The sequence below is a fragment of the Sinorhizobium sp. genome (genome assembly GCF_059070375.1).
In genome coordinates, this window is the sequence record NZ_JCACWC010000001.1 from 400,980 (window position 1) to 425,457 (window position 24,478).

General features: G+C 61.5%; 24 protein-coding genes and 1 pseudogene. 13 read left to right on the plus strand and 12 right to left on the minus strand.

Annotated elements, in window-relative coordinates:
- The first annotated feature begins 40 nt into the window (after window positions 1-40).
- The 10 genes from AC5J09_RS02010 (at window position 41) to AC5J09_RS02055 (ending at window position 9,408) form a co-directional block, all read left to right on the plus strand.
- The gene (locus AC5J09_RS02010) at window positions 41-787 is read left to right on the plus strand and encodes a biotin/lipoate--protein ligase family protein (protein WP_494296729.1); all 747 of its coding nucleotides are present in this window, start codon (window positions 41-43) and stop codon (window positions 785-787) included.
- A complete protein-coding gene (locus tag AC5J09_RS02015) occupies window positions 778-1,320 on the plus strand; it encodes a DUF6505 family protein (RefSeq protein ID WP_440854282.1) in 543 nt (180 codons plus the stop codon). The genes AC5J09_RS02010 and AC5J09_RS02015 overlap by 10 nt, the downstream gene beginning before the upstream one ends.
- Window positions 1,317-2,333, plus strand: coding sequence for a DUF6352 family protein (locus AC5J09_RS02020; protein WP_494296730.1), 1,017 nt, complete (start codon window positions 1,317-1,319; stop codon window positions 2,331-2,333). The genes AC5J09_RS02015 and AC5J09_RS02020 overlap by 4 nt, the downstream gene beginning before the upstream one ends.
- 10 nt (window positions 2,334-2,343) lie before the next feature.
- Window positions 2,344-2,862, plus strand: a complete 519-nt coding sequence (locus tag AC5J09_RS02025) for a DUF3305 domain-containing protein (protein WP_324765356.1) — start codon at window positions 2,344-2,346, stop codon at window positions 2,860-2,862.
- Window positions 2,855-3,583: a DUF3306 domain-containing protein gene (locus AC5J09_RS02030; RefSeq protein WP_494296731.1), complete on the plus strand. Its 729-nt coding sequence runs from the start codon at window positions 2,855-2,857 to the stop codon at window positions 3,581-3,583. The genes AC5J09_RS02025 and AC5J09_RS02030 overlap by 8 nt, the downstream gene beginning before the upstream one ends.
- Window positions 3,561-4,367: a TorD/DmsD family molecular chaperone gene (locus tag AC5J09_RS02035; protein ID WP_494296732.1), complete on the plus strand. Its 807-nt coding sequence runs from the start codon at window positions 3,561-3,563 to the stop codon at window positions 4,365-4,367. The genes AC5J09_RS02030 and AC5J09_RS02035 overlap by 23 nt, the downstream gene beginning before the upstream one ends.
- Window positions 4,368-4,411: 44 nt before the next feature.
- The gene (locus AC5J09_RS02040) at window positions 4,412-4,621 is read left to right on the plus strand and encodes a formate dehydrogenase (protein ID WP_018099292.1); all 210 of its coding nucleotides are present in this window, start codon (window positions 4,412-4,414) and stop codon (window positions 4,619-4,621) included.
- A gap of 7 nt (window positions 4,622-4,628) precedes the next feature.
- A complete protein-coding gene (locus AC5J09_RS02045; RefSeq protein ID WP_494296733.1) occupies window positions 4,629-7,550 on the plus strand; it encodes a formate dehydrogenase subunit alpha in 2,922 nt (973 codons plus the stop codon).
- 13 nt (window positions 7,551-7,563) lie between these two features.
- Window positions 7,564-8,160, plus strand: coding sequence for a formate dehydrogenase FDH3 subunit beta (fdh3B, locus tag AC5J09_RS02050; protein WP_018099290.1), 597 nt, complete (start codon window positions 7,564-7,566; stop codon window positions 8,158-8,160).
- A gap of 222 nt (window positions 8,161-8,382) precedes the next feature.
- Window positions 8,383-9,408: a formate dehydrogenase subunit gamma gene (locus AC5J09_RS02055; protein WP_411927070.1), complete on the plus strand. Its 1,026-nt coding sequence runs from the start codon at window positions 8,383-8,385 to the stop codon at window positions 9,406-9,408.
- A 541-nt stretch (window positions 9,409-9,949) separates the two neighbouring features.
- On the opposite strand, the gene AC5J09_RS02060 is transcribed toward AC5J09_RS02055, so the two are convergent.
- From AC5J09_RS02060 to AC5J09_RS02080, 5 genes and pseudogenes are all read right to left on the minus strand, one after another.
- A complete protein-coding gene (locus AC5J09_RS02060) occupies window positions 9,950-10,639 on the minus strand; it encodes a hypothetical protein (RefSeq protein WP_379939431.1) in 690 nt (229 codons plus the stop codon).
- Between the two features lie 170 nt (window positions 10,640-10,809).
- Window positions 10,810-12,231 (minus strand): molybdopterin-binding protein, encoded by a 1,422-nt coding sequence (locus tag AC5J09_RS02065; protein ID WP_494296734.1) that lies wholly within the window; start codon window positions 12,229-12,231, stop codon window positions 10,810-10,812.
- Entirely contained in the window at window positions 12,170-12,781 is a 612-nt protein-coding gene (mobA, locus tag AC5J09_RS02070; protein WP_379939837.1) for a molybdenum cofactor guanylyltransferase MobA, read from the minus strand. Before mobA ends, AC5J09_RS02065 begins: the two co-directional genes overlap by 62 nt.
- A 4-nt stretch (window positions 12,782-12,785) precedes the next feature.
- Window positions 12,786-13,658, minus strand: a complete 873-nt coding sequence (locus tag AC5J09_RS02075) for a formate dehydrogenase accessory sulfurtransferase FdhD (protein ID WP_494296735.1) — start codon at window positions 13,656-13,658, stop codon at window positions 12,786-12,788.
- Window positions 13,659-13,728: 70 nt separating this feature from the next.
- Window positions 13,729-13,879: pseudogene (locus AC5J09_RS02080) on the minus strand (P-type conjugative transfer ATPase TrbB); the annotation flags it as partial.
- Window positions 13,880-14,554: 675 nt separating this feature from the next.
- Here AC5J09_RS02080 and AC5J09_RS02085 point away from each other — a divergent pair.
- Window positions 14,555-15,817: an epoxide hydrolase family protein gene (locus AC5J09_RS02085; protein ID WP_494297049.1), complete on the plus strand. Its 1,263-nt coding sequence runs from the start codon at window positions 14,555-14,557 to the stop codon at window positions 15,815-15,817.
- Window positions 15,818-16,138: 321 nt separating this feature from the next.
- Window positions 16,139-16,924: an alpha/beta fold hydrolase gene (locus tag AC5J09_RS02090; protein WP_324765431.1), complete on the plus strand. Its 786-nt coding sequence runs from the start codon at window positions 16,139-16,141 to the stop codon at window positions 16,922-16,924.
- Between the two features lie 247 nt (window positions 16,925-17,171).
- On the opposite strand, the gene AC5J09_RS02095 is transcribed toward AC5J09_RS02090, so the two are convergent.
- Window positions 17,172-17,732, minus strand: coding sequence for a GNAT family N-acetyltransferase (locus tag AC5J09_RS02095; RefSeq protein WP_494296736.1), 561 nt, complete (start codon window positions 17,730-17,732; stop codon window positions 17,172-17,174).
- A 326-nt stretch (window positions 17,733-18,058) separates the two neighbouring features.
- Between AC5J09_RS02095 and AC5J09_RS02100 the strand changes: the two genes are divergently transcribed.
- Window positions 18,059-18,991 carry an arginase family protein gene (locus AC5J09_RS02100; RefSeq protein WP_100673332.1) on the plus strand — a complete coding sequence of 311 codons (933 nt, stop codon included), beginning with the start codon at window positions 18,059-18,061 and terminating at the stop codon, window positions 18,989-18,991.
- 112 nt (window positions 18,992-19,103) lie between these two features.
- Here AC5J09_RS02100 and AC5J09_RS02105 read toward each other — a convergent pair whose 3' ends face one another.
- Genes AC5J09_RS02105 through AC5J09_RS02130 form a run of 6 tightly spaced genes read right to left on the minus strand, consistent with a single transcriptional unit; the run spans window position 19,104 to window position 24,437 of the window.
- Window positions 19,104-19,862: an SDR family NAD(P)-dependent oxidoreductase gene (locus AC5J09_RS02105; protein ID WP_379939423.1), complete on the minus strand. Its 759-nt coding sequence runs from the start codon at window positions 19,860-19,862 to the stop codon at window positions 19,104-19,106.
- A 7-nt stretch (window positions 19,863-19,869) separates the two neighbouring features.
- Entirely contained in the window at window positions 19,870-20,598 is a 729-nt protein-coding gene (locus tag AC5J09_RS02110; RefSeq protein ID WP_494296737.1) for a sulfite exporter TauE/SafE family protein, read from the minus strand.
- Window positions 20,595-21,578 carry an ABC transporter ATP-binding protein gene (locus AC5J09_RS02115; protein WP_494296738.1) on the minus strand — a complete coding sequence of 328 codons (984 nt, stop codon included), beginning with the start codon at window positions 21,576-21,578 and terminating at the stop codon, window positions 20,595-20,597. The genes AC5J09_RS02110 and AC5J09_RS02115 overlap by 4 nt, the downstream gene beginning before the upstream one ends.
- Window positions 21,575-22,561, minus strand: a complete 987-nt coding sequence (locus AC5J09_RS02120) for an ABC transporter ATP-binding protein (protein WP_494296739.1) — start codon at window positions 22,559-22,561, stop codon at window positions 21,575-21,577. The genes AC5J09_RS02115 and AC5J09_RS02120 overlap by 4 nt, the downstream gene beginning before the upstream one ends.
- Entirely contained in the window at window positions 22,558-23,517 is a 960-nt protein-coding gene (locus AC5J09_RS02125; protein ID WP_494296740.1) for an ABC transporter permease, read from the minus strand. The genes AC5J09_RS02120 and AC5J09_RS02125 overlap by 4 nt, the downstream gene beginning before the upstream one ends.
- Window positions 23,517-24,437 (minus strand): ABC transporter permease, encoded by a 921-nt coding sequence (locus tag AC5J09_RS02130; protein WP_102763321.1) that lies wholly within the window; start codon window positions 24,435-24,437, stop codon window positions 23,517-23,519. The genes AC5J09_RS02125 and AC5J09_RS02130 overlap by 1 nt, the downstream gene beginning before the upstream one ends.
- Window positions 24,438-24,478 lie beyond the last annotated feature (41 nt).

Consider the following 24,478-nt stretch of genomic DNA (forward strand, 5'->3'; position numbering starts at 1 on the left):
AGACATTAGGCTCGCCGTCATCAGAAATGGGACCGGCATCATGTTTCAGCACGCTTCGGTGATGGACCACGCCATCGAACTGCCCCCGCCCTACAACCTCGTCATGATGCGCGAGACCGGCGACGCTTTTGCACACGCTCGCGCCATTGCCGCCGAATGGGGAGCAGGGACGCTGGTTTGGGCACGACGTGACGATCTGGCAGAGTTCGCCGTCGTGCTGGAACCGGAAATGCCGCTCGTGCATGCACGCCTGGCCATCTATGCTGGGATGAACGCACTGGCCGATGCGCTTGCCACACATGCGCCCCCGTCACGACCCATCACCTTCGACTGGCCAGACGCGATCCGTGTCGACGGGGTCTTGGTCGGCGGCGGACAACTGAGCTGGCCGGCGGGAACCGGCGAGACCGAGACGCCGGGCTGGCTTATCTTCTCGACAATGATCCGCACCACGATCGTGCGCGTCCACGAACCGGGTCTGCGGCCGCTGTTCGGCGCACTGGACGAAGTGGGTTTCGAAGCCGTCAATACCGGCGAGATCATCGCCAGCTTTTCACGTCACCTGATGGTCGGCTTGGACGAATGGCACGACACCGGCTTTGCGCGGTTGGCCAGGCGATGGCTGGACCGCGTGTCGCCCGGAGGCCACAATGGACGGATCGCCGACAACGGGGATCTGCTGGTTCAGGCCGAACCCGGCCAGACTTCCCTTACGAGGCGGAGCCTGGCGCAGGCGCTTGCATCCTGTTCCTGGCTCGATCCCGCAACGGGAATGCCATGGCTTTGAACCTGCCGCGCACCATTCGCCTCGATCCGTCCGATACGTTCGTCTATTCGCGCGCCGCCGAGCCCGGCGAATGGGCAGTATCGGGCACATTCCTTTTCTTCGGCATCGACCCCGAAACCCTCGCCGGCAAGAAACGCCAGGCTTTTCGAGCCGGCTTCCTGGGCATCGAGAGTTTTGGCTGGTCCACCCTCGTTGTCGTGACGGAGGTGAAGGCGGAAGAACGCGCTGCGGCCGTTGAACGCCTGGCCGAACAGTTGGTCGCGCATTGCGGCGCCCCCGATCTTGAAACAGCGCGGCCGGCCGCCGAAGAAGAAATCGCGTTTGCGCAATCGCTTTGCGATCACCCGCCAAACACCATACTTGCCCTCCACCGCGCCAGCGAGCAGACTGGGATCCGGGAGGCGTTCCGTACCCTTCACCCGAAGGTGGGTCGACTGGATATGGCAACGGCCTTCAACGCTATAGAGATTGACGAGGAAAACGACCGGATGGAAGAGCTCGATATCCGGACGTTGGCGGGAAGGCACACGTGAAGGATTTCTGGGTATCTTCGGGTCACCATCTCCTCGATCGGGACGAGGCAGACCGGCTTATAGTGACCGACGCGTTCCTCAAGGCTTATCTCGCTCGCCCCGAACTGCTTCCGCCGGAAGGGGCGTGTGAGGTAGAATTGCGTCTGCACCATGAGCTTCTGATGCATCATCCGCGCCGTCCGGTCACTCTGGACGAGATCGCCGTCATGGGCGACCCGGATGCCCGCGAAAACTGGGCGTTCATGATCTCCTTCCGCGACCGGCTTCTTGCCACGCCCTCGCTTGAGGCCGCTTATCTGCAACTGGCGCTCGGTTCGGCAGCCGACACGCCTCCGCTGTTCATGAACCAGCTCGCGCAGGTCGTGCTGCGCAATGCGCTCGACGGCGAGACCGAGCCCGCGGTGTTGCGCGCCGCCGAGCTGTTCTATCGCCCACAGCGGGTAAGCTTCCATGAAGGAGCGCTGCTGCTTGCCGACGCGGAAACAATAGAAGTTCACGAGCAGAACCGCCACACCTCACCGCTCTTGAGCATGCTCGGCGGGCCAGCCGTCACCGAACTCGAAATCCTGGACGAGACGAACGCCGATAGCTATTTTGACAGGAGCGATGCCTTTGACATGGTGCTCCGTCTAGGTGGCGCCCACAGCCCCGCGCGTCGCGGCCTTGCCGACGCAATGGAAGCCTGGATCCGCCATCTGGTCGCCGTCACGGTAACGATCGAACCGGTCGAGCGGATCGAAGACGACAACTGGGCATGGTTCGTCGGCCTTGACGCCGAGGCGACACGCATCGGTAATGCACTGTGGCGAGGCGAGGACCTCGACGCCGAAACGGCGGAGCGTATCGTTGCGTTGTTCCGCCTCCGCTTTTCCGACATTGGCGAGGTCAGGCCCCAAGTGGGTGCTCAACCGATCTGGCTGATCATGGCGATGACGCCCGATCGAATGATCCGCATGAAGCCGCAAAATCTTATTGCCGGTCTGCCGTTGTGCGCTACGGCGCAAGCGACCTAGGAGCGCAGTCATGGTGCGGGAAACGGAAAAAGTCGGTGTGATCGTGGAGAGGCGAGACCTGGATAGCCCATGGGCGGATCATTCCTGGGTGCCGGTCGCCGCGCTCGCGGGCGCACCGGTCGCGACACCATGGACGGTGCTCGAACAGACGACGAGGCTTACGCGCTATTATGCAGGGACATCCGACATTGAATTTTTCGGAACGGATACGGCGATGTACCGGGAGAACCTGCGTTCACAGCGGCCTAGCCTTTGGATCGCCCTCCGACTCACGGATTTAGCTCCGGGAATCGTAGTCCATCTGGTTACAGCGGATCCGGCTGAGGCCGAATCTCTGACGGAAACCAACACAGACATCATCGAAGCCGTTTCCATGCCGATTGAAATACAGGAGCGCCTTGCCGCATTCGTGGAAGCTCATCATGTCGAGCGTGCGTTCGTCAAACGCAAGCGTGATCGGACAGATCCCGAAGCCATGGCAAGTCGGATTCATGGTGGCTCACAAAGCAGGACGACAAGGGATGAGTGACGGCAGCGACAATCATCTTGCCCGCTGGTCGCGCCGCAAGCTGGCCTCACGGCGAGAGCATAAGCCGGCGGCCCCTGAATTGGACCAGGCATCGGGCGAGGTCGCCGAGAATAACGATCCGGTGGCCTCCTGTCCTGAGCGCAACCTGCCAGAGGCGAAAGCAGCGGAGCTTGAGGGTGTTGGCGTGGTCGAGCCCCTCCCGCACCTCGAAGACCTGACTGCCGAAAGTGACGTTGCGGCTTTCTTGAAGAAAGGCGTTCCGTTGGCGCTGAAGCATGCGGCGTTACGCAAGGCATGGTCACTGGACCCCGGAATCCGCGACTTCGTCGGCCCTTCGGAATATGCCTGGGACTTCAACAAACCAGGCTCGATGGGGGGGTTTGGTCCGCTCGACGCAAAGGAAACCGTCGTGGGCTTCCTGTCGAAAGCGGCGCGTGCCGTTGACACCCTTACGAAACCGGAGGCCGTTCCGTCACATGAACAACGCGGCGATGCCGTGCCGGATGCGGCCCTTCCTGTCGAGGATCCAGAGAATTTAGCGACGGAAAAGCCAGCCACCGACGAGCCGCCGGCGATAGAGCCACCAGCTCTCGAGGCGTCAACCAATGTGAGCGCATCGGTTGAATTCAAATCTCACACGCATTCGCCGGACAAGATGAGTCCTTCTCAGCTTCCCGAGGCTTACTCTAGGCCCCGACATGGCGGAGCGATGCCACGCTGATCTGGTATTTGCCGGGATCTTATGTGGTAACCCGTCAAGGTCAGGCTGTTGCATTCGTTCGGTATCGGGTTACTATGAGAAACCCCCATTCAGGCAGCACGGTCAAGGTATGATGAACCCCGACTTGCTTTCAGATCAGGCCTGGGAACAGCCAGATGGAGCGGATGCTTCAATCTTCGGTGCAGGAACAGCTGTTCTCGATGACATCGACCAGGCCCGGGCGGACGAATACGCACTCCTCGCTTCACTATTGATCACCCCGCCGGACAGGGAATCGCTCGCCAGGCTTTCATGCTTGCAGGACAACAGCGATGCACCGCTCGGGCGTGCCCACATCGCACTTGCTCAAGCGGCAGCATCGTATTCGCACGATGCGATCTGTCGCGAATATTCCGAGCTGTTCATTGGCGTGGGACGCGGCGAACTCCTTCCCTACGCATCCTATTATCTCACCGGCTTCCTCAACGAACGCCCGCTTGCGCGCCTGCGGGCAGACATGGCCCGTTTCGGTATCGAGCGCGCCGAGGGCAATTGCGAACCCGAGGATCATCTGGCCAGCATATGCGAGATGATGAGCGGCTTTGCCTGCAATCACTTTGCCGTCTCCCACGACGAGGAGCAGGATTTCTTCAAACGCCACGTCGAGCCGTGGGCCGGGCGTTTCTTCAGCGACCTGGAACACGCTAAGGCCGCCAAATTCTACCGGTCGGTCGGCACGGTCGGTCGGCTTTTCATCGAGATCGACAGCGAAGCCTTCGCCATGGCGGCACGGCAAAACGCATAGGCGCATGCCCGGGCGCCAAGCCCACTAAGGAGGAGGATGCCAAGATGCAAGACGAGCGACAAACGGCATTGGGCCGGCGCTACTTCCTTAAGGCATTCGGCGGCGCAACGACGACCGTCGTCGCGGCCGCGGCGCTCTGTCCCACCGATGCTGAGGCCTACGACCCGGGCGAAGAGGAGATGCGGGGCCGCTACCGCGAAACGGACCACGTCAAGGCCTACTATCGCGTCAATCGCTATCCTGAGCAGAAGTGAGGGTGCCATGCTGACGAAGCGCAAGGATCGGCAGGCAAGCCGCACGCATCTGCAAACCCTGACCGGCGGCATGGCAGCGGCCCCCTTGGACCGGCGGACATTCCTCCGGCGCTCCGGCCTTGTCGCCGGCGGCCTGGCGGCACTCGGTTCGTTCCAACTCGGCACAGTCAAAAAGGCCGCCGCGATCAGCCCCCCCCAACCGGGCGTGCCGATTGAACTCAAAAAGAGCATCTGTACCCACTGTTCTGTCGGGTGCACCGTAACTGCGGAGGTCCAGAACGGCGTGTGGACGGGGCAGGAACCCTCCTGGGACAGCCCCTTCAATCGCGGCTCGCATTGCGCCAAAGGCGCCAGCGTACGTGAACTCGTGCACAGCGACCGTCGTCTGAAGTACCCGATGAAGCTCGTCGATGGCCAATGGGAGCGTACCACCTGGGAGGATGCGATCAACGGCATCGGCGACAAGCTTCTCGAGATCCGCGAGAAGTCGGGGCCGGAATCCACCTATTGGATGGGGTCGGCGAAATTCTCCAACGAAGGCACCTATCTCTTCCGCAAGCTCGCCGCTCTGTGGGGAACCAACAATCAGGATCACCAGGCCCGTATCTGTCATTCGACGACGGTTGCCGGCGTAGCCAACACCTGGGGCTACGGCGCCATGACCAACTCGTACAACGACATCAGAAATTCCAAGACGATGCTCGTTCTTGGCGGCAATCCGGCCGAGGCGCATCCGGTCGCGATGCAACATCTGCTTGAGGGAAAGGAACTCAACAACGCCAATTTCATCGTCATGGACCCGCGCTTCACGCGCACGGCTGCCCATGCCACCGAATACGTCCGCTTCAGGTCCGGCACCGACATTGCGCTGATCTGGGGCATGCTTTGGCATATTTTCGAGAATGGCTGGGAGGACAAGGAATTTATCGCGCAACGCGTCTACGGGATGGATGAGGTTCGAAAGGAGGTCGCCAAGTACACCCCGGACGAGGTGGAAACGATCACCGGCGTGCCCGGCGAGCAGTTGAAGCGCATCGCCGAGACGTTCGCGACCCAGAAGCCATCGACGATCATCTGGTGCATGGGCCAGACGCACCACACTGTTGGAACCGCCAATACGCGGGCGAGCTGCATCCTGTGTCTCGCTACCGGCAACATCGGCAAGCCGGGCACCGGCGCAAATATCTTCCGCGGCCACGACAACGTTCAAGGCGCGACGGATATCGGGCTCGACGTGGTCACCCTGCCCTTCTACTACGGTCTGACGGAAGGGGCCTGGAAGCATTGGGGGCGGGTGTGGGAGATCCCCTATGACGACCTGTTGGGCCAGTTCTCTTCCAAGGAACTGATGGAAACACCGGGCATTCCGCTGACCCGATGGTTCGATTCGGTTTCACTGCCAAAGGAAGACGTCGAGCAACCCGACACCATGCGGTCGATGTTCGTACAGGGCCACGCCAGCAACAGCATCACGCGCATACCCGAGTCGATGAAGGGGCTTGCCGGACTTGAGCTGCTTGTCGTGGCCGATCCTCACCCTACAACTTGGGCCTCGCTCGCGGTCCAGGCGGGGCGCAAGGACAACACCTATCTCCTGCCGGTTTGCACGCAGTTCGAAACCTCGGGATCGCGGGTCGCCTCCAACCGCGCGCTCCAGTGGGGCGAGCAGATCGTCCCCCCAAGCTTCGAGCAGAAGGACGATTATCAGGTCCTGTACCTGCTCTCACAGAAGCTTGGCCTCGCCGAATGGATGTTCAAGAACATCGCCGTCGAAGGTGATCGGCCGGTACCCGAGGACGTGCTGCGTGAAATGAACCGCGGCGGCTGGTCGACCGGCTATTGTGGCCAGTCGCCCGAGCGGCTCAAGGCGCATATGCGCAACCAGCACAAATTCGATCTGCTTACCCTGCGCGCGCCGAAGGACGACCCGGAGGTCGGCGGCGATTACTACGGTCTGCCCTGGCCATGCTGGGGAAAACCGGAACTCCGTCACCCGGGAACTGCAAACCTCTACAGCACCGGCCTGCATGTCATGGACGGGGGCAGCCCATTCCGCGCCCGCTTTGGCGTGGAACGCAACGGCGAAACGCTTCTTGCCGAGGGTTCTTACACGGAAGGTTCCGAACTCACCGACGGCTATCCGGAGTTCACCATGGCCGTGCTCCAGAAACTTGGCTGGGATCGGGATCTCACCCCGGAAGAACTAGCCATCATCCAGACGATCGGGGATGATATGGGCGACATCGGCAAGGTGTCGTGGTCGACCGACCTGTCTGGCGGCATCCAGCGCGTGGCGCTCAGCCATGGCTGCCACCCCTACGGGAATGGCAAGGCCAGGGCGCTTGCCTGGAATTTGCCGGATCCGGTGCCGATCCACCGCGAGCCGATCTATACGCCCAGGGTGGATCTTGTAGCCAAGTATCCGACCTATCCAGACGCCAAGCAGTTCCGCCTGCCCAATATCGGCTTCAGTGTGCAGAAGGCGGCTGTGGACAATGGCACCGCGAAATCGTTCCCGATCATTCTGACGACCGGACGCCTCGTCGAATACGAGGGTGGCGGTGAGGAAACCCGCTCGAACCGGTGGCTTGCCGAGTTGCAGCAGGACATGTTTGTCGAGATCAACGTCGACGATGCAGCCGAGCGCGGCATCAGTGACGGAGGTTGGGTCTGGGTCAACGGAGCGGAGAACGACGTGAAGGCAAAGGTAAAGGCTCTGGTCACCGAGCGTGTCGGCAAGGGTGTCGCATTCATGCCCTTCCACTTCGGCGGCTGGTTCCGGGGCGAGGACTTGCGAGCCAATTATCCCGAAGGGACCGACCCTTACGTTCTCGGCGAAAGCGCCAACAGTATCACCACCTACGGCTACGATCCCGTAACGGGGATGCAGGAGCCGAAGGTTACGCTTTGCCAGATCGTTGCGGTGTAGCGGAGGAACGAAGATGGCACGGATGAAATTCCTTTGTGACGCCGAACGTTGTATCGAGTGCAATGCCTGCGTTACCGCCTGCAAGAACGAGCACGACGTTCCGTGGGGTATCAATCGGCGGCGTGTCGTCACCATCAATGACGGCAAGCCGGGCGAACGCTCCGTCTCGATGGCCTGCATGCACTGTACGGACGCACCCTGCGCGGCAGTTTGTCCCGTTGACTGTTTTTACACCACTGCGGATGCCGTGGTGCTGCATTCCAAGGACCTGTGCATCGGCTGCGGCTACTGTTTCTACGCCTGTCCGTTCGGCGCGCCGCAATATCCACGCGTCGGCAATTTCGGCTCACGCGGCAAGATGGACAAATGCACGTTTTGTGCGGCAGGACCGGAGGCCGACTCGACGGAGGTCGAGTATGCGAAATATGGAGCCAACCGGCTGGCCGAAGGCAAGCTGCCACTCTGTGCGGAGATGTGCTCGACGAAATCGCTGCTGGCTGGCGACGGAGTGATCATTGCCGCGATCTACAAGGAGCGTGTGACGCAGAGAGGCTATGGCTCGGGCGCATGGGGCTGGCATACCGCCTATCGGGAGACAGTGGACGTCTAGGGCATCCTGCAGCCGATAAAGTGATCTGAATGCAGATAAGATGATCTGGAACCTAAGGATAGAGCGCCATGCATCATCCTTTCACGCTCAGGAAGGACGCTTCAGCGCTTCGGTCGAACATCGGAATAGCCGGAAACGGGTTCCGTTTCGGTACGATGGTCCGGAAAAATCGAGATAGCGGGTGCTGCTTGGCGTCGCAGCGAAATTGGGAGGACGGAGCAAATGCGGATCTGGAGCCTTTATCGACTGGTCTCGGCGGCGGTTGCGGCATTCATACTGGCTTTCGTCCTATGGATGGCGCCCGCCGGGGCGCAGGAGCGCGCACCGGTTAACAACCCCGGTGCGCAAGGGGTGAGCGAGCAGCAGCTTCTTGATGAGCTCGGCAAGATCCAGGGTCGGGTCACGATACCCGACCGCAAGGCCACAACGCTGCAACAACCTCAAGGTCGCGACTATCAGACCTTCGAGCGGACTGCTCTACCCTGGGTTGGCGCGTTCATCATTATCGGCACGCTGCTCTCGATAGCGCTGTTTTATCTCATCCGGGGCCGTATTCGGACACAGGCAGGCGAATCAGGTCAAAAAATTCTCCGGTTCAACGCGCTGGAACGCCTGCTCCATTGGACAACCGCAACGGCCTTCATCGTCCTCGCGATCACCGGTTTGAACTTGATCTTCGGAAAGCGCCTGTTGATGCCGCTGATCGGGCCGGAGGCGTTCTCGACCTGGTCGATCTGGGCCAAGTACGCGCATCATTTCGTATCCTGGGCGTTCATGCTCGGCGTCGTATTGATGTTGTTGACGTGGATCCGACACAATCTCCCGGACCGCTACGACGCAAAATGGCTTAAGTCCGCCGGCGGATTCTTCGACCGGTCGAACCAAACGCATGTACCGGCGGGACGTTTCAACACCGGGCAGAAACTCATCTTCTGGTCTGTCGTGGTGGGGGGGACTGCGTTGTCGGTCTCAGGCGTGTTCATGCTGTTTCCGTTCTCCTTCACTGACGTCAACGGCATGCAGATGGCCCAATATGTCCATGCCATCGTGGGCCTCATCATGATCGCGGTGATCATTGGGCATATCTATATCGGCACGCTCGGTATGGAAGGTGCCTATCAGGCAATGGGCTCTGGTTCGGTGGACCTGAACTGGGCCAAGGAACATCACAGCGCCTGGGTGGAAGAGCAGCAAGGCAAGACCGGTGCCCGGACACCGCCGCATACTGCCGCTGAGCCGGCGGAATAGACCAGCCATATTCGCACCCGAACGGCGATCTGCGTATCGCGCGTCGTGGCAGAGTTGCGCCACCTGTGCCGCGAAATACTCTGGCAGAACCTAATGCAAAGCAGTTCTGCATTGCTGAAAGGCGAGGCAATCCGAGGACGAAAGGGCCAAATTTTGAGACCGGCTCGGATGTTCGATCAGAGGGTGATCAGAGGGTTTGAATGTCACCTGAGCAAAAGACGCTCGGAGCCTCCTATGAAGGTTTCTCCTCGTTGTCCGCAGAAACGCTGCCGGGTTCGCCCGACCAGTTCTTTCCGACGAGATTGTGACCTGGATCCCCAACCCGGGCGCCCTCGGTCCTGTAGACCTCCCAAGCAGGCTCTGCCGGCTGTACGTTCGTAAAATAATAGCCGGTACCAAACGCGATCGCTCCTACAACGACTACTCCCGTCACGATTATCCCCATTCCGGACTCCTTCGCTTCCGTTGCCACTCGATGTAGCCGCGACCAGGTGCCAACGGGCTATTCGTCTCGGCACAATTCCGGCATCTTATCGTTCTCCTACGGGCCGCTAGTCCCGGAGGGATTTTGAGCTGCGCCTGAATTCTGCTGATACCGGATATCCAATGCTGCCAATGCAATCAGCGGCGGTGGCATGGCAACGCCGGCAACTCTCATTTTCCGGGCCGTCTTTTGGCATTCCGCGATATCGTTCGCGTCGGCGAGTTGCTGGGCCGCTTCCATGCTCAGCACGGATTCCTTGGGCGTGCTCATCACATCGGCCGGCGGGAGCGGCGCTGCCCGTGACTCTTTCTGCGGTGCGTTTGCAACCGATCCGGCATTCGCCTGATCCTTGCCCGGCTCAGGTGCATCGGTTGCGACGCCGTCCTGTCCGGTAACGGCCTGCGCCGAATTACTCCCGCCGCCCCCCGAGGGGTCTTTGCCGGTGGTGGCCGTGCCAGCCAAACCGGCCGAGCCTTGCTGGCTCGAGGCGGGCTGCGGAGGCTTTGCCTGCTGAGCGGCCGTCACGGCAGTTTTCTTCGCATCGGCAGCTTGAGGTGCGTCTGGAGGGGGAGCCTTCATGAAGCCAAGAATCTCCTGGCACAGGTTGGCCGGACCGCCTGGTGGCGAGGCAGCCGCCTCTATTGGCGAGGCAGATTGGGGAGATAGAGGCGCCGGTGGCGTCGCAGTCTGCGCCAGGCAAGTCGAAGTTGAGAGTGCGAACGCTCCCGCGAGAATGATTTCTCTCATCGCCAGCTCCTTGTCTTGTTGATCAGGCAGCGACTATGGAAATTCCTGTTTAACATGCGGGATCATCGCTTAACTTGCAAGTTCAACGGTAACCGTTGGCACCGATTTTAGGTTCCATCGTTGGCACTCCGAGCCCTTGCGGTAGCGTTGTCCTCGTCCGTTTTGATGGACTACAATCCAAAAGAGCAGTAGGGAAGGAAACGAACGGGATCGCCCGGTGCGACCCGGCGGGCGCCATCGGCAAGTTCGACAAGTCCGGTGGCCCAGGAAAGCCCGCTGACCCGCCCCGAACCTTCCGACCGGAAAACCTCAGCGTGACCTTCCGGCGTCAATCGCGCCCGCAGATACTCGCGCCGGCCTGCGTGCTTGTTCTTTTCGAAAGCGGCCGGAACCGTGAAACTCATTGGCTCCTCCCATCCCTCGCCGGCCAACACGGAGACGGCCGGGCGGCCGAATATTAGAGCGCAGATGAAGGCCGCGACCGGATTTCCCGGCAGGCCGAACACCGGAACACCACTCCACAAGCCAAGCGCCAACGGCCGGCCCGGCTTGACGGCGATACGCCAGCTTTGCATCACACCGGCCTCCTGTAACAGCGCCGAGACATGATCCTCGTCTCCCGCCGAGGCCCCGCCGGAGGTGAAGATTACATCTGCCTCTGTTGCCCCTCGGTCAAGCCGGGCGGCCAGTGCTGCTCGGTCATCGCCGACATGACCAAGGTCTACAGGCACATGGTCCCAGCGCCGAACCATTGCCAGAAGCATCGGCCGATTGGCGTCATAGATGCGGCCGACTTCCAGAAGGGCTCCGCCAGCATCCGCGGCGATCTCGTCACCGGTGGACAGCACACCCAAGCGCAGCGGACGGAAAACCGAAACCCTTGTCGCGCCAACGGCAGACAGCAGCGCCAGATCTGGCGGGCGCAGGCGATGCCCCGCCGGCAATGCGACATCGCCGGCGATCACGTCCTCGCCGGCCTTACGGGTATTTGCTCGGATCTTGATCGGACCGTGGAAGGCTATGCGGTGGCCATCGGTGGCGGTATCCTCCTCCAGAACCACCGTGTCGACCCCTACGGGAAGAATTGCTCCGGTCAGGATGCGGACCGCCATTCCCTCCGGCACAGGGCCTAAAAATGGCACACCCGCCGCCGCACGGCCTTCGATCAGCGGCAGCGTCTGGAGTCCCTCGCCGGTAGCCGCATGAGCAAAACCGTATCCATCGACGGCTGAGTTGGCGGCGGGCGGATTGGAGCGACGTGCAACTGCATGGTGCGCCAAAACGCGGCCGAGCGCATCAGAAACGTCGAGTTCCTGGATATCCACAACAGGAGACAGGTTTGCCCGTAGCAGGCCGAGCGCAGTATCCACAGGGGTCCAATCGACGCCCGGCGGCAGGGCAAAACAATCGTTCTTCAAGCGTGGCGGCGTAAGCGGAGGAGGCGTCATCGACATCAGCAAGCCCAATGAAAAACGAAACCGACGGCGCCGATCTTTCGTGTGCTGGTACAGTCGACCGCGTCGTAGAAGGTCATGCCAAATCTCCGTGCAGAATCGCATTGGCGCGCACCATGTCCTGCGGCGTGTTGACATTGAAAAACGGATCGAACGGCGCCGACGCAAACAGCGCAGTCGCGGTGCCATGCCGTTCGGCCCAAAGCATGATCTTGCGAAGCCCGCCTGAAAGTTCGGCGTGGAGGTCCTCGCGCAAACCGACAGGCCACAAACCGAAGGTGGGATGGTGGCGCAGCGATCCCGCCTCATCCGGAGAGGCGGCCAGCGCTATTGGAACCTTCTTCTGTGCCGCCGCGTCGCTGAGCCTGGCCACTAGGTCACGGGGGAGGAAAGGCGTATCGGCCGCCGCAGTCACGATCGCATCCGCGCCCTCTTCGGCCGCCCACTCGAGGCCCGCGAGAACACCCGCCAGGGGCCCAAGATAATCCGGCAGCGTATCGGCAAGCACAGGAAGCCCGAAATCTGAAAAGCGAGCTGGATCCCCATTGGCGTTGATCGCAAGCTCCGCGCATTGCGGCGCAAGCCGTGCATGTACATGACCGAGCAGCGTTACATCGCCGAGCCGCAGCAAGCCCTTGTCGCCGCCACCCATACGAGTGGAACGGCCTCCGGCCAGTATGACACCCATAATTTTAGTCAATTAGTGCGCCTTTGCGGCGGTGATGTTTCTCATCCTCAGGTACGGTATCGGGATCAGCATCCCAGATCAGCCTCTCCTCTCCCGTTAGACAGACGAAGCGTTTACCACGCATGCGTCCAATCAGTGTCAGCCCTACCTGGCGCGCAATCTCCACGCCCCAGGCCGTGAAGCCTGAGCGCGACGCGAGCACCGGAATCCCCATCATGGCGGTCTTGATAACCATTTCGGACGTAAGCCGTCCGGTGGTGTAGAGAATCTTGTCTTCAGCTCCCACTTTCTCGAAGAGCATCCAGCCGGCGATCTTGTCGACCGCGTTGTGACGACCGACATCTTCCATATAGACCAGCGGTCGGTCCTCCTTGCACAGCACCGTTCCATGGATCGCGCCAGCTTTAAGATACAGGCTCGGCGTAGTGTTGATCGTGCGGGCCAGCGTGTAGAGCCACGACGTCCGCATTGGCGCGGCCGGCAAGGTCAGCCCCACCAGGCCCTCCATCATATCGCCAAACACCGTACCTACAGCACAGCCACTCGTGCGGGTCTTCTTCTTGACCTTTTCTTCGTACGTCGTGCGGCTCTCGGTCCGGACGACAACCACGTCAAGTTCCTCATCATATTCAACATCGGTAACCGTTTCTGCAGGATCTAGCATCCCCTGATTACGCAGGAACCCGAGCGCGAGGTATTCCGGGTAGTCGCCGATCGTCATGGCCGTGACGATCTCCTGCGAGTTGAGGAAGATGGTGAGGGGCCGCTCCTCGATAACCGAAAGTTCGAGCTTTTCGCCAAGATGATCCACGCCCATGACAGATCGCGTCAGCCGTGGATTCTCTGTGTTCGGTCCTATGATGTAGTCAGCCGCCATTGGTCACCATCAAAAGAGGGTTGCCGTTATGGGTCTGTAAATAAAGTGCAGTAGCAGGTGATGTCCGTCAAGCAGCCGACGACATCTCGCCTGCCGGTGCGACGCCGGGGCCAAGCGTTCAATGAACAGTTTTCGTCCGGTTTCAGCATGATCTCGGTGACGCTCGGATCATCCAATGCAACGCAGAGCTGATCGCCAAGCGCTTCTTGAAGCTTGCGCACGAGTCGAGGATGGGATCGAAGCTTTGTCGCGGATGTCTCCTTTAAGCTGCTTCATTACGGTGGCCAGCGATTTCAGCGCGATAGTTGGCGGGCCGGAGCTTCTTGAATGTGCTGGTGTCGGCGAGGACCCAAGAGCAGGAAGTAGGCGGGCGACTCTATATTCCTTGTCAGCCGGTGAGACTCGTACATTAACAATTGTAGAATAAGTAATTGATTTTGCCTAGTAATAATGCAGCGAAAACGCAACAAAGAATGGCCCAATCAACCGATTCCGGCCCGGACGGTGCTGAAAGAAATCTCGATGGTAACGCTGTTCGGCATTATGCGAAAAGCCCTAGCAGGACACGCCCGATCCGGATGCGCCGTCTTCAACTGCAAGGGTCTTAGTTGATGGTGAACACCTTTGCTCGGGGTTATCGACAGCCCCCATTCGGGCGACGCGCCGCTTTAACTCCGGAATTCTTCGTATGGAATCGTGTCAAAGCCGCTCAGTAAACGCTTTGATACAACTGCATAAAATCCTGAAACAGGGCAGATACGTCAGGTTCGTAGATCCCGCTCCGCACTGATTGTCGTCAATCGACACAGACAAGGAGAGGCCACATGACTGCTATCGACACATTGTCCCGCCGGAATCATATTGCTGACCGCGCCATCGCGCTTGCTATTGGGTCCATGATGCTGCTGCCGGTCACAGCCCTGCGAGAGGTAAGCGCCGCTGACACCACCTTAGTCAGTTCCAAGAACCAGCAGGCGGATGAAAGCATTCGCCCGTTTGAAATTCATGTCCCGCAGTCTCAGCTCGACGATCTTCGCAAGCGGATCGCGAACACGCGTTGGCCGGATAAGGAGACTGTCGGCGATATCTCCCAGGGCATCCAGCTCCAACGTGTTCAGGAACTGATTCGCTACTGGGGAAGCGAGTATGATTGGCGTAAGGCCGAGCAGGAACTGAATGCCCTGCCGGAATTCATTACCACGATTGACGGGGTCGATATCCAGTTCATCCACGTCCGGTCGCGTCACCCAAACGCCCTCCCCGTCATTTTAACGCACGGCTGGCCGGGATCGCAGTTCGAGTTCATCAAGACGATTGGTCCACTTACCGATCCAACCGCCTACGGTGGTCGCGCGGAAGATGCGTTCGACGTCGTGATCCCGTCGATTCCCGGTCATGGATTCTCCGGCAAGCCTACCGAACTCGGATGGGGACCGGAGCGGGTCGCGAAAGCTTGGGACGTGCTCATGAAACGTCTGGGATATTCGACCTATGTTTCCCAAGGTGGCGACCACGGTTCGGTGATCTCTGATGCGCTGGCGCGGCAAGCTCCGAAGGGCTTGCTCGGCATTCACCTCAACATGCCCGCGACTGTTCCAGGGGAGCTGATGAGGGGCATCAATGCAGGCGATCCGGCACCGGTGAGCTTATCGCAGCCCGAAAGGGAAGCCTATAGGTCGCTTAGCACGTTCTTCGGCAGGAACGCCGCCTATGGCGCAATGATGGTGACCCGCCCGCAGACCATCGGCTACTCGCTAGCGGACTCGCCATCCGGTCTAGCGGCGTGGATCTATGAGAAATTCGTTCAATGGAGCGACAGCAACGGCGTGCCTGAAAATGTCCTCTCCCGGGACGAGATGCTCAACGACATCACCCTCTATTGGCTGACGAACGTCGGTGCGTCGTCGTCGCGCTTCTACTGGGAGAACAACAACAACAACTTCAGCTCCGACGCCCAGAAGACCAAAGACATCAAGGTGCCCGTGGCAATCACGGTGTTCCCGAAGGAAATCTACAAGGCACCGGAAAGCTGGAGCAAGCAGGCATACCCATCTCTGGTCTACTACAACCAGGTCGAAAAGGGTGGCCATTTCGCTGCCTGGGAACAGCCGCAGCTGTTTGCCGAGGAATTGCGGGCCGCATTTAAGTCGATGCGTTAGACTCCAATTCCACATCGGTGCGGCTTCCTTCCGGAAGCCGCACCTTCGCTTTGCGGGCTTCGTCCTGCCCTTCAGCGATGATGCCCATAGCGTATGCTATGGCTCATCCCCGCGCTTCTCGCCGGCTCCGGCATCGCCGCGGGGATCGAGTTGCGAGCGTCCGCGCCCCTCCTGCGGCGACGCTCTCCATATGAAATTTGTAAGCAGATGTACGGCTGCGTTCTCGCGACAAACTTCGTTACACCGCCGCGCGTTTCGAACATATCGCGGATACACCCGAAAGCTCTTATTCGCGGGTCACTTCAAGCGAAAGGAGATCACATGTCCCGCTACACGCATATCCTCGCGGCCCTGGCAGCGAGTGCTCTGGCCCTTGCTGGGCCGGCTTTTGCCGGTCAGAAGCCCACTGTCGTACTCGTGCATGGTGCGTTCGCAGAATCGAACAGCTGGAACGGTGTCGTGCGGGAGCTGGAAAAAGACGGCTATCCTGTCGTAGGGGCCGCCAATCCGCTCAGAAGCGTCAAGGGCGATGCTGATTATGTTTCGGCCATTCTCTCCGGGATCAAGGGGCCGATTGTTCTTGTCGGCCATTCCTACGGCGGCAGCGTCATCTCCAGCGCCGCGAACGGTCATGAGAACGTCAAGGCTCTGGTCTTCGTCGCGGCGTTTGCGCCGGAAGCGGGAGAAACGGCCATCGATCTCACCGGAAAGTTCCCCGGCAGTACCCTGGGCCCTACCCTCGCCCCGCCGGTCACCCTGCCGGATGGTGGTCATGATCTGTACATCGACCAGAACAAGTTTCACGATCAGTTCGCCGCAGACGTTCCGCTCGTTGAAGCCAAGCTCATGGCAGCGGGGCAACGCCCTGTCGCCGAAGCCGCGTTGAAGGAGCCGGCTGGCGCGCCTGCCTGGAAGAAAATCCCGTCGTGGTTTGTTTACGGCGACGCTGACAAGAACATTCCGCCCGCCGCGATGTCTTGGATGGCTGAGCGCGCAAAGTCCAAAGAGACCGTCGTCGTCAAGGGCGCTTCGCACGTCCTCATGGTTTCCCATCCGGGAGCCGTCTCCCAACTTATCGAGAAGGCCGCAGCGTCGGCCGAGAAGTAGTCGCAAAGCTCCCGACGGCATTATCGCGCGTCGGGAGAATACACCCACCATCTTAGTCCGGTTCATCAAAATGGTCAGCCGGCGCCCGCCCTACGCCCTGGTAGTAGGGAAGCTAGCGGCGCAGGCAGGAAAGACGCGCCTTGCCGAAGCAGCAGTGGCTTCGAAGTCGTCGCGGATCGTGCCGCAGACCACCGGAAACGGCACTTCTGGCAAGGGACGGGCGACTCTCCGACCGATTGATTGAAGCTCAACGCGGCGGCCGCAGCATCGGGACGAGCGTCGGCGACGAACCGGCCTGGATCGCGCCGAGCGGTTCGAAGCCGTAGCGTCGATAGAACGGAATGTTGCGCGGGTTCGAGGATTCCAAATAGGCTGGCGCGTGATCGCGATCGCACCGTGCGAGTGCGTACGCCATCAAGGCGTCGCCGTGACCTTCGCCTTGATGCGCCGGATCGACGCCGATCAGGGGCAGGTACCAATGGGGTTCGGTCGGGTGGTACGTGGCCATCTGCTCGAATATGGCCGTGGTTTCGGGGGCAAGAGAGCGCGCAACCGTGCTCTCGAGCACCGCACCAAGCCCCTCCTCGTGGGAATGCACCCCGGGCGATAGCCACAGCGCCGCCCCGGCGCAGCCGTCGGTGCAAAAGGCGGTTCCGTTAGCGAATGCGCTGCTCCCGAACGCCCGGATCATTCGCGGCATGGCCGCAAGGTACTGGTGTGCATGCGGCCAGGTCCATCTCGCCATGGGATCCGCTGCAAACGCCAGCATGACCGTTTCGATCGCCAGATCTTCCTCGGCCGCGGCCATAACTCTCACTGTTGGCGATTTCACACTGCCCTCCTGACGCAGGTGGTCCGACGAGACGCCCGTTCTCAGCTACGCATCGTAACCCGGATGGCGTGGAAGCGATACCGGTTGCTGCCGGCTCAGCGGTTCCGAATTCGCTTCGGTCCATTCTGGCCACAAACGACAGTCGGCTTTGACGGAACAATGACCAGAAGCGGCTGTTAGGGGGACAAAGCTGGAGCGGAGGTAGTTGTGATCCACCATGTCTCGGTAGGGACGAATGATGTCGGGCGTTCGAAGCGCTTTACGATGCCTACTCCGCAAAGCAGCCGCCAACGGAGGCGCCCATGCCGACCCTTCCCTACGCAATTCTCGAAGCCCCCTCTACGCTAGGCCTCGCGACTGACGGTGTGGAGCACTTGCCCGACCAGCTCTTGAGCCTCGGTCTCGCGGAGCGCATTCAAGCGCGCCGCGCCGAGCGGCTGACGGTGCTTCCGAAGGACCCAACGCCTGATCCGGAGACCGGCACCCTGAATGCCAGTGCAATTGCCGCGTGGTCGCCCAAGCTCGCCGACGCGGTGGAAGCGGTGCTTGACGCGGGCGAATTTCCGGTCGTACTCGGCGGCGATTGCACGATCGTGCTGGGCTCGATGCTCGCGTTTCGACGGCGCGGCAGCTACGGCCTGTTCTTCATCGACGGCAACGCCGATTTTTTCCAGCCCGAGGCGGAGCCCAATGGTGAGGGCGCCTCAATGGACCTTGCCCTGGTCACCGGCTACGGCCCGTCGAAACTGGCTGACATTGAAGGTCGCGGTCCTCTGGTCCCTCCCAAAAACGCTGTCGCGTTCGCGTATCGCGATCACAAGGACCAGGAGGAGTACGGAAGCCAACCGCTTCCCAAAGAGCTCAAGGCGATCGACCTCCCCGCCGTGCGCGCGATGGGCGTCGAGGCCGCCGCCCGCGAAGCGGTTCACCACCTGACGCGAGAGGAGCTGGATGGCTTCTTCATCCACCTCGACGCCGATTGCCTCGACGATGTCGTCATGCCGGCTGTCGATTTCCGCATGCCCGGCGGGTTGTCGTGGGACGAGCTGGGGACCGCGCTTCGGGTTGCCTTGGCGAGCGGCAAGGCAGTCGGCATCGAGATTACCATCTACAATCCGCGCCTTGATGAAGACGGCAGCGCCGGACGCGGCCTGGCCGACGTACTGGCCGCAGCGCTCGGAACAGCAGCACCCTCGGTTGCCCAGGGGCGGCCGTTCGATAAATTTACCCTGTAGGAGACTTTCGCAACCGGCCCTATTGCAGACCAGCGCCATCCGGACGATGAGTGGCTCGGTTTCGCCCGAAGCAGACCGCCCCCGAGGGTCGAACTTCGGCTGTCCGCACAACTCATGCCAGCAGCAGTCCGCCGTCCACATGCATGACCTGCCCTGTGATATGGCGTGCTCCGGGTGACAGAAGGAAGGCGACCAATTCGGCCACGTCGATCGGCTCCCCGAGCCGGCCGTTCGGTGTAACCGCACGTGCGCTTTCCATCGCTGCTGATGTCGTGGCGGCATGGCCGCCGCTGTCCTTGCGCGTGAAGCCGGGTGCCACGCAGTTTACCGTCACACCTTCAGGCGCGAGCTGGGCGGCAAGCGATTTGGCCAGAGCCTCCAGCGCAGCCTTGGCGGCACCGGATGCGGGAAAATGCATGCCGTTCGTCCCGAAGCCGTGGGCGACGAACGAACTGACGGCGACCACTCGTCCCTGCGTGGATGTTCTCAGGTCCGGCAGAGCGGCGTCGACCAGCCGGAAAAAGGCCATCGGCATCATGTCGAACGCTGTCTGCAGGTCTTCGTCCGTCAGCTGACCGAACGACGATCGCTGCGCGCGGCCGGCATTCGAAACGATCTGGTCGAGCCCGCCGAAGGCTGCACGCGCCGCCCGTACGAGATGTCCGGGAACGGTCGGATCGGACAGGTCTCCGAGGTCCGTGACAACCTCGGCACCTTTTGCGCTCACCTCCTCCGCGACCGTCCTCAGTCCCTCCGCATTGGCGCCCGTGTGCAGGAAAAGCCGCATGCCGGGCGTCGCGATGCGCCGCGCGATTGCGGCGCCGATTCCGCTGCCAGCACCGGTAATGAGAATTCTTGGTGCGTCTGTCATGGCATCCTCATGAAAATGCGCGCAAAAGCAGAACAAGAGCTGAAGCCGCCGACACGATGAGGACGATGGCCTTCACATGCCCTCGGTCGACGAGCCGTCGTCCCCAGCCCGACAGCAGAAAGCCGAGAAAGGCGAAGGGGAGCATGGTCGCGGCAAGAAGGAGATCGGCGAGGGCGAAACTGCCGACGACGAAAAGGGCTCCGATCGAGATGATGCCGCCGACGACGAAGAAGGCGTTCAGGGTCGCACGCATGCGTGCGCCGCCGGCATTTTGATAAACCATGGCCATGGGCGGAGCCCCGATCGAGGTCAGGGTGCCCATGAAACCGGAAAGAACCCCGGCGAGGAAGAGCGAACTGCGCGTCGTTTCGATCCTCAGCCCCGCAAGGCTGAGCGCCACCGCGAAGAGCACGCCGAAGCCGAAGACGGCCGCAAAGGCATCCGGGCTTAGCAATTGCAGGCAGAACGCGGCCGCCCCTGCCGCCAGCAGGCGCCCTGTCAGGGAGAAGGCCAGATCCTGCCGGTTGACGTCGCTCCATTCCCGAACCGTACCACCGGCACTCACGGCTATGGCCATAGCCAGCATCGGTCCAGGCACGAAGGCGGGATCGATGATGGCGAGCATCGGCGCTGCGAGCATGTTGAATCCGAAACCGGTGGAACCCTGAACCGCACCGGCAAGGATGAGCGCGACAGCCGCGGCTATCCCCTGGGGGCTGAGCAACAATTCCATCATGAGTGCCGATTCCAGCAGGCGGCAAAATGATCGTCGGTCTTGCGCAGGAGCTGCGGAGCCTCTTCGCGGCACCGGTCCGTCGCAAGCGAGCAGCGCGGATGGAAGCGGCAGCCGGTCGGCGGATTGGCGATATCGACGGACTCGCCCGCAGGCACGATGCGTCGCCGCGCGCGCTGGAGCTTCGGATTGGCGACCGGAACCGCAGACAGCAATGCCTCTGTATAGGGATGGATCGGCCGCTCGTAAATGGCGTCGCGCGGCGCGACCTCGACGATCCTCCCCGCATACATGATCGCCACCCGATGAGAGATGTGCCGCACGATAGCGAGGTCGTGGGCAATGAAGAGATAGGATATTCCCAGATCGCGCTGCAGGTCCTGCATGAGGTTGATGACCTGAGCCCGCACCGAGACGTCGAGGGCGGAGACAGGCTCGTCAGCCACGATGAGCGCGGGCTTCAGCGCCAGGGCTCTGGCAATGCCGATCCGCTGGCGCTGTCCGCCGGAAAAGCTGTGCGGATAGCGGTCCGCGGCATCGCTGGGCAGTCCCACGCGCTCCAGCAATTCGGCAACAGCGGCACGCGCTTCCTCTGCGGAACCCGCGAGGCCGTGGACGATAAGCGGTTCGGCGACGATGCTCGAGACCTTCATGCGCGGATTGAGCGACGTATAGGGGTCCTGCAGGACGATCTGCATGCGCGCCCGCAGGCGTCGCAGCGGCTCGCCGCCGAGATGGGTAATGTCCTCGCCGCCGAAGACGATCCTGCCTTGCGCAGCGGGAATGCGGCGGAGCACCGCGCGGCCGACGGTCGTCTTGCCGGAGCCGGACTCGCCGACAAGACCGAGCGTTTCACCCGGCGCCAGGTCGAAGCTCACATCACTGACGGCATTGACGCTCCGGCGTTTGCGGAAAAGTCCGCCGGACGAGAGTTCGTAATCGATGGCGAGGCCGGAAACCGACAGCACTGGGGCGACCGTCATACTGCCTCCCTCCATGCCTGTTCGCCGGCCTTGCGGCAGGCCACTGTGCCCGCACCCATCGCACGGAGAACTTGAGGCACCCGGCAACCCTCGTCGCCGATCGGACAGCGAGGCAGGAAAGCGCAGCCGGAAGGCGGCTGCAACAGCCCCGGCGGAGCTCCGTCTATCGCCGTCAGCCGTTCCTCGTCGTCATCGAGGCCTGGGGTCGAGCGGATCAGACCCTGCGTATAGGGATGCGATGGATTCTCGAAAATGGCATCCACCGGACCGGTTTCGACGATCTGCCCCGCATACATGACGGCGACGCGGTGACAGAGGCCTGCGACGATGCCGAGATCGTGGGTGATCAGAACGATCGCCAGCCGCATCTTCTCCTGCAACTCCGCCAGAAGCTCCAGAATCTGGGCCTGGATCGTCACGTCCAGGGCCGTTGTCGGCTCGTCGGCGATTAGAAGCTTGGGCTCGCAAGCAATGCCCATGGCAATCATGACGCGCTGTCGCATGCCGCCGGAAAACTCGTGCGGATACTGATCGAGCCTCCGCTCCGCCCCGGAGATACCGACCGCCGAAAGCAGTTCCGCCGCCCGTTGCCGCGCCGCCCGCCTGCTGAATCCCATGTGAACCTCTATCACCTCGGCGATTTGCGCCCCCACGGTCATCAGCGGATTGAGCGACGTCATCGGGTTCTGAAAGATCATCGTGATCTCCCTGCCCCAGATATCGCGTGCAGCGTCGGCGACATCGAACCCGGCGAGCGGCTTTCCCTCCCAGAGGATCTCACCGTCCGAGATGCGCCCCGGCACGTCGATCAGGCCCATTACCGCCTGTGCCGTCACGCTCTTGCCGGACCCGGATTCGCCGACGATGCCGAGCGTTTCGCCCGGTGCGACGGTCAGGGATACCCCGCGCAGGGCCTGGACGGTGCCGGCGCGCGTATCGAAACAGACATGCAGGTTGTCGATCTCGAGCAGAGGCATGGTCATGCATCCACCGTCCGTCGCCCGCGCCGCCGCCTGGCCGCCTCGGCGCGCGCAAAGCGTTTCTCCCGCTCCTCGGGGTCGGTCGTTACCCGCAGCCAGTTGGCGAAGAGATTGATGGACAGCACCGTGACGACGATCGCAAGGCCCGGAAAGGTCACGAGCCACCACGCGATGAACAGGTAGTCCCGTCCCGAGGCGACGTCGAGCCCCCATGACGTCGCCGGAGGCTGAACGCCGAAGCCGAGAAACGACACCGCTGCTTCCGCCAGCACGATATTGGTGAACTCCAGGATCGCCAGCGTCAGCAGCGGCGAGACGATGTTCGGCAGGATATGCCTGAAGATGACCCGTGCAGGACGACAGCCGATCACTTCGGCTGCTTCGACGTAAGGGGTCTGACGGGTCGACGAGACGATGCCACGCACGAGCCGGGCATAGACCATCCAGTTCGTCACCGACAGGACCGCAACAAGCGTCCAGACGCCGGGCCCCAGAACCGCGACGACGAGGAGGATGAGAAGGATGCCGGGGAAGCTGACCTGAATGTCGACCAGACGCATCAAGATCGAGTCCATGCGCCCTCCCATGAAGCCTGCCCAAAGGCCGATGACCGTCCCCAGTGTCGCCGCCAGAAGGCAGGTGACGGCGCCGATCGTCAGCGTCGCCCTCGCGCCCCAGATGATGCGGGACAGGACGTCGCGGCCGAGATTGTCGGTTCCGAGCAAGTGTTCCCAGGTGCCGCGCTCCATCCAGGCCGGCGGCTTCAGCCGTGCCATGATCGACTGCGCGGCCGGATCGTAAGGTGCGATAAGCGGAGCGAACAGGGCCAGGAAAACGATGAGCAGGATGAAGGCAAGCCCGATGGCAGCGGCCTTGTCGTGCCAGAGTTCCGATATGCCCGCGCGCGGCACGCGCGTGCTGACAGGAGTGGATGAAGCGGCGGAAGCAGGAGCGGCCATCAGTTCAATTCCATTCTCGGATCCACCGCCTTCGACAGGATGTCGAGCACGATCCCGATCAAGACGATCAGGAAAGCGATGACGAAGACGATGGCCTGCATCAGAAACAGGTCGCCCCGTTGGATCGCCTGCACGGCCGTCAGGCCAAGCCCCGGCCACGCGAACACCGTTTCGACTACAACCGTATAGCCGGAAAGAGTGGCGATCAGTTCCCATCCGGAGATAGAGAGAAAGGGAACCAGGATGTTGCGTAAGGTATGGACGCGCAGAATGCGCGTTAGTCCGAGGCCCTTTGCCCTTGCCGTCTTGACATAGGGCTTGTTGAGTTCGTCGATCATTGACGCGCGCACCATCATCGTGAAGCGCGCAAGCGGCGTCAGTGCGAGCGTAAGGGCCGGAAGAACAAGGTGCGCGGCCGTGCCCATGCCGGAGGTCGGCAGCCATCTCAGCGTCACCGCAAAGATCATGATGGCGACGAGACCAAGCCAGAATTGCGGCATCGCGAGCCCGAGAAGACCGACCGACATGGTCAGCCGATCGACCAGTCCGCCCGGACGCAGAGCCGAAACGGCGCCCATCGGTATCGAAAGCATGACGGCGGCTCCAAGACCCGCCGCGATCAACAGCAGCGTGTTAGGCAAGCGCTCGAACACGACTTCAATCGCAGGACGCCGCTGCCAGAGGCTGTTTCCGAAGTCCAGAGTGGCGATGTCTGCGACGAAACGCAGGAACTGCGTGGCGATCGGCTGGTCCAGGCCGATCTGCTGGGCAAAGGCAGCCCTTTGCGCCTCCGTCGAGCTCAGCGGAAGCATCAGCGCAACCGGATCGCCCACCAGCCGGGTCACGACGAAGACGGTCGCTGTCACCCCGAAGACGACGAGCACCCCCTGGAACAGGCGGCGGAGGATGAATTCCAGCATATGAGACATTCCTGTTGTCGGGGCGACTCTTGCCGCAGAAA

What these genes read in the sequence shown, in the direction of transcription:
- AC5J09_RS02125 (WP_494296740.1), bottom strand. Translation starts at nt 23,517, where the DNA reads ATGGCCGCTCCTGCTTCCGCCGCTTCATCCACTCCTGTCAGCACGCGC.
- AC5J09_RS02060 (WP_379939431.1), bottom strand. Translation starts at nt 10,639, where the DNA reads ATGAGAGAAATCATTCTCGCGGGAGCGTTCGCACTCTCAACTTCGACT.
- AC5J09_RS02130 (WP_102763321.1), bottom strand. Translation starts at nt 24,437, where the DNA reads ATGCTGGAATTCATCCTCCGCCGCCTGTTCCAGGGGGTGCTCGTCGTC.
- AC5J09_RS02065 (WP_494296734.1), bottom strand. Translation starts at nt 12,231, where the DNA reads ATGTCAACACGCCGCAGGACATGGTGCGCGCCAATGCGATTCTGCACG.
- AC5J09_RS02100 (WP_100673332.1), top strand. Translation starts at nt 18,059, where the DNA reads ATGCCGACCCTTCCCTACGCAATTCTCGAAGCCCCCTCTACGCTAGGC.
- fdh3B (WP_018099290.1), top strand. Translation starts at nt 7,564, where the DNA reads ATGGCACGGATGAAATTCCTTTGTGACGCCGAACGTTGTATCGAGTGC.
- AC5J09_RS02115 (WP_494296738.1), bottom strand. Translation starts at nt 21,578, where the DNA reads ATGACGGTCGCCCCAGTGCTGTCGGTTTCCGGCCTCGCCATCGATTAC.
- AC5J09_RS02120 (WP_494296739.1), bottom strand. Translation starts at nt 22,561, where the DNA reads ATGACCATGCCTCTGCTCGAGATCGACAACCTGCATGTCTGTTTCGAT.
- AC5J09_RS02040 (WP_018099292.1), top strand. Translation starts at nt 4,412, where the DNA reads ATGCAAGACGAGCGACAAACGGCATTGGGCCGGCGCTACTTCCTTAAG.
- mobA (WP_379939837.1), bottom strand. Translation starts at nt 12,781, where the DNA reads ATGGGTGTCATACTGGCCGGAGGCCGTTCCACTCGTATGGGTGGCGGC.
- AC5J09_RS02015 (WP_440854282.1), top strand. Translation starts at nt 778, where the DNA reads ATGGCTTTGAACCTGCCGCGCACCATTCGCCTCGATCCGTCCGATACG.
- AC5J09_RS02090 (WP_324765431.1), top strand. Translation starts at nt 16,139, where the DNA reads ATGTCCCGCTACACGCATATCCTCGCGGCCCTGGCAGCGAGTGCTCTG.
- AC5J09_RS02110 (WP_494296737.1), bottom strand. Translation starts at nt 20,598, where the DNA reads ATGATGGAATTGTTGCTCAGCCCCCAGGGGATAGCCGCGGCTGTCGCG.
- AC5J09_RS02045 (WP_494296733.1), top strand. Translation starts at nt 4,629, where the DNA reads ATGCTGACGAAGCGCAAGGATCGGCAGGCAAGCCGCACGCATCTGCAA.
- AC5J09_RS02095 (WP_494296736.1), bottom strand. Translation starts at nt 17,732, where the DNA reads ATGGCCGCGGCCGAGGAAGATCTGGCGATCGAAACGGTCATGCTGGCG.
- AC5J09_RS02105 (WP_379939423.1), bottom strand. Translation starts at nt 19,862, where the DNA reads ATGACAGACGCACCAAGAATTCTCATTACCGGTGCTGGCAGCGGAATC.
- AC5J09_RS02025 (WP_324765356.1), top strand. Translation starts at nt 2,344, where the DNA reads ATGGTGCGGGAAACGGAAAAAGTCGGTGTGATCGTGGAGAGGCGAGAC.
- AC5J09_RS02035 (WP_494296732.1), top strand. Translation starts at nt 3,561, where the DNA reads ATGGCGGAGCGATGCCACGCTGATCTGGTATTTGCCGGGATCTTATGT.
- AC5J09_RS02010 (WP_494296729.1), top strand. Translation starts at nt 41, where the DNA reads ATGTTTCAGCACGCTTCGGTGATGGACCACGCCATCGAACTGCCCCCG.
- AC5J09_RS02055 (WP_411927070.1), top strand. Translation starts at nt 8,383, where the DNA reads ATGCGGATCTGGAGCCTTTATCGACTGGTCTCGGCGGCGGTTGCGGCA.
- AC5J09_RS02085 (WP_494297049.1), top strand. Translation starts at nt 14,555, where the DNA reads ATGATGCTGCTGCCGGTCACAGCCCTGCGAGAGGTAAGCGCCGCTGAC.
- AC5J09_RS02030 (WP_494296731.1), top strand. Translation starts at nt 2,855, where the DNA reads ATGAGTGACGGCAGCGACAATCATCTTGCCCGCTGGTCGCGCCGCAAG.
- AC5J09_RS02075 (WP_494296735.1), bottom strand. Translation starts at nt 13,658, where the DNA reads ATGGCGGCTGACTACATCATAGGACCGAACACAGAGAATCCACGGCTG.